Origin of the sequence: Streptomyces fuscigenes (assembly GCF_021556455.1) — a bacterium.
Taxonomy (GTDB): Bacteria; Actinomycetota; Actinomycetes; order Streptomycetales; family Streptomycetaceae; genus Streptomyces; species Streptomyces fuscigenes.
In genome coordinates, this window is sequence record NZ_JAKGCV010000516.1 from 1 (window position 1) to 3,565 (window position 3,565).

Sequence of the window (3,565 nt, forward strand, 5' to 3'; positions counted from 1 at the left end):
CCGCACGGCGGTGAGCAGCGCGCCGGCGCCCGCACCCGTGATCGCCGAGCCGTACAGGACGGGGTGCACGAGCGAGCGCGCGGTCTGCGCGGCCAGATCGCGGCGCAGCCGCTCGTACGGCAAGGCCTCGTCCGCCACGTAGGCGGCGAGCAGCGCGTCGTCCCGCTCGGCGAGGCGCTCGGCGAGCCCGGCGACGAAGTCCGCGTCGTCCGGCCCGTACGGGACGAACGCCGCGCGGGGCCCGCCCGCGGACGCGACCCGGCCCAGGGGCACGAACGGGCCGCCGAGGCGGCGTGCCAGGTCGGCGGGCAGCCGCTCGTCGGCGCCCTGCGCGCCCGACCGGTCGATCTTGTTGACGAACACGAGCGAGGGGATGCGCAGCCGGCGCAGGGTGCGCATCAGCACCCGGGTCTGCGCCTGCACCCCCTCCACGGCGGAGACGACGAGCACGGCGCCGTCCAGCACGGACAGCACCCGCTCCACCTCGGCGATGAAGTCCGGGTGTCCCGGGGTGTCGATGAGGTTGACGGTGACGTCGTCGACCGGGAACGACACCACCGCCGAGCGGATGGTGATGCCGCGGCGCCGCTCCAGGGCGAGCGTGTCCGTGCGGGTCGAGCCCGCGTCGACGCTGCCGACGGTGTCGATGACGCCCGCGGTGTGCAGCAGGCGCTCGGTGAGGCTGGTCTTACCGGCGTCGATGTGCGCCAGGATGCCGAGGTTCAACGTACGCACGTGGCTTCGTGTCCTTCGAGGAGAGCGTGGGTGCCTGCCGGCCCGTCAGGGCCATCCGGTAGGTCGCGAACGCTCCTCGCATGAACATCTCCTCGGTCGACTGCCCGTTGCCCGACCAGTGCAGCGCAGGGCCGACGGGGCGGCAACCGAATTAAGGCCCCCGCCCCGGGCACCGGGAGCCGCCCGGGCTCTCCCCTCGCGGGCCGCCGCCCTCCTGCACGCGGCGCGGCTCAGTCCTTCTCGGCGGCGTCGCCGCAGGTGGGCCGAGGGGTACGGGGAGGCGCCCCCGCCGGGCCCGGGGGACCGAAGGCGACGCCGGCGAGCAGTGAACGCGTCGCCCGGTCGAGCAGGACGACGGAGGCCGTCCCCCGAACGGCCCCGCGGCCGCGGGCGCCGATCGCCTCCGTCAGCGCCGCCAGGCCCCGCACATGGGCGCCGAACGTGCGCCGCGGAACGTGCCGCCCCCGCGCCCGCTGCCCCCGCAGCGCCTCGGCGGGCGTGATGTCGAGGAGGACGAGATGGACACCCGCGTCCCGGGCCTGCCGATGCGCGTCCGGCCGGGGACGGCCGGGCTCCGTCGCCGGACGGCGGGGCCGGAGCCGTACGGCGAGGGCGAGCAGGCGGCGCATCCAGGCGCGGCTGCCGCAGTCGTGCACGAGCAGGGGAGCGCCGGAGCGCACCGCCGAGCAGAGTCCCGCCAGGTGGGCGAGCCGGGCGAGGGGCCGGTAGGCGGCGTACGGAAGCCGCGACGGCATGCGGGCCTCCCAGCGCTCGTGCGCCGCCCGGGGGTCGACGACCCGGACGCCGCCGCCGCTCGCGGCGAGGCGGCCCAGCAGCGTCGACTTGCCGCTGCCCGGAAGCCCGGAGACCACGACGACCGCGCCCGGCGGGTACTCCAGGACCACCATGCCGGCCGGCCCGGGACCGTCCGGACCGCCCGCCGCGGACCCGGCGCGGGCCTCCCCGGCACCGGCCGGCACCTGCCCCCCGACGCGGAGATCCACCACTCCGCGCGGCCGTATCCACTCCCCCATGTGCGCGCCCCTTTGCCGCGCGCATCGTAGCGGGGCCGGCGCGGGCGCCCCGGAGGCCCGCACGGGGGACCTGGGGAAACGGGCGCGGCACCGCTGCCGGAGCCGTCGTCCGGCGGCGGTGCCGCGTGGTGCGTGTTCCGGCCGGTGCCGGAACGGGGTCAGCCGAGGCCGGCCTTGGTGAGCCACTCCTTCGCGACGGCCAGCGGGTCCGCGTTCTGCGACTGGACCTTGGTGTCCATCTCCAGCAGCGACTGCGTGTCGAGCTTCGCCGACACCCCGTTGAGCGCGTCGACGCCCTTCTGCGAGAGCTTCGACTTGTAGACGAGCGGGACGACGTTCTCGAAGCCGAAGAGGTTCTTCGGGTCCTGGAGGACGACGAACTTGTCCTTCGGGATGCTCGGGTCCGTGGTGAACACGTCGCCGGCCTGGATGTTGTTCGCCTTCAGCGCGGCGATCGTCAGCGGGCCGCCCGCGTCGAGCGCCTTGAAGGACTTGTACGTCTGGCCGTACTCCGACTTGAGGCCGACGAGGCCCTGGTGGCGCGTCTGGAACTCGGGCGAGCCGCCGATGACCAGGTCCGGCGCGGCCTTGCTCAGGTCGGCGATCGTGGACTTGGTCGTCAGGTCGTACTTCTTCGCCGTCTCCGCGTTGAGGACGACGGCGTCCTTGTTCTGCGCGGGAGCCGGGTCCAGCAGCGCGAGCTTCGGGTCGAGCTTCGCCGTGACCGCGGCCTGCGTGGTCTCGACGGTCTTCGGCGCGGCCTTGGAGTCGAGGTACGCGAGCAGCGCGCCGTTGTACTCGGGCAGGACCGTCAGCGTGCCGTTCTTCATGAGGCCGTACGTGGTCTCGCGGCTGCCGATGTTCGGCTTGTAACTGACCTTGAAACCCTTGGCCTTGAGTGCTTCGCCGTAGATGTCGCCCAGCAGGATCGACTCGGCGAAGTTGTTGGAACCGACGACCACGGTGTCGCCGCCTGCCGCGGGCTTCTGGAGCGGGTCCGAGGAGCCCTTGTCGGACGAGGAGGAGGACGAACAGCCCGCCAGCGCCGTGGCGGCGGCCACGAGGGCGACCGCGGCTGTGATGGCGCGTTTGCGGCTGTTTCCGGTTACGGTCACGTTTGCCAACCTGAAGTCGTTCGGAGGACTGGTGGGTCGAGCGCACATGTGGAGAGACAGAGGCAGCCGTGCGCGCGTGCTTGACAACCCCTGCACACACATGGTGTCGATCCAAGCCAGGGGCGCCCCGCCCGTCAAGCTTTTCATGTCACTGATTGACATCGACTGGCACCCGGTGCGCGCAACCGGAAGCAATCCGCGAACCGTCCGGTCGGTCTTGTTCAGCCCGTGGCGCATCGTGATCGAATTGCTGGTTGCATCCGGCAATTGCCCTCGTCGTACGGCCAACTCGGTCTGGTCAATTCTTCTCTGGGGTCGTAGACGGCACCGTAGAGCGACTAGATAATCTTCATTCCTCGGACCCGGTCCGCCCTTGTGCGGGCCGACTGAGATGGTTTCCGCTCGCCGATCCGGTCGGAATATCCGGCCGTAGCGCCCTGACCAGTCAGAACGGGCGTACAGCCGAGGAGGCTTGGTGCCCGCGCACAGGAGGGTCAGGAGGGACGCGAGCGACCCCGGTGACTCCGGCGACCGCGAATTCCGGACGGATCGCGGCGAGTACCCCGAGGGATCCGGCCGCCCCGGGAGCACCGGGCGCCCCCGCGGCACCGGGCGCCCCGAGCACGCAGGCCCCCCGTCCCGCGACGCCGGCGCCCGGGCGGCCGGCGGCGGCCGGCGCGG

3 protein-coding genes are annotated in these 3,565 nt (G+C 72.8%); all 3 read right to left on the reverse strand.

Features of this window, described 5'->3' with window-relative positions; all coding sequences use genetic code 11:
- On the reverse strand, positions 1–735 hold a 735-nt coding region (locus L1885_RS25560; RefSeq protein WP_235799532.1), incomplete at its 3' end, for a GTP-binding protein.
- 230 nt (positions 736–965) lie between these two features.
- The gene (locus L1885_RS25565; protein ID WP_235799533.1) at positions 966–1,769 is read right to left on the reverse strand and encodes an AAA family ATPase; all 804 of its coding nucleotides are present in this window, start codon (positions 1,767–1,769) and stop codon (positions 966–968) included.
- 158 nt (positions 1,770–1,927) lie between these two features.
- Entirely contained in the window at positions 1,928–2,884 is a 957-nt protein-coding gene (locus tag L1885_RS25570; RefSeq protein ID WP_235799534.1) for an ABC transporter substrate-binding protein, read from the reverse strand.
- Positions 2,885–3,565: the final 681 nt, after the last annotated feature.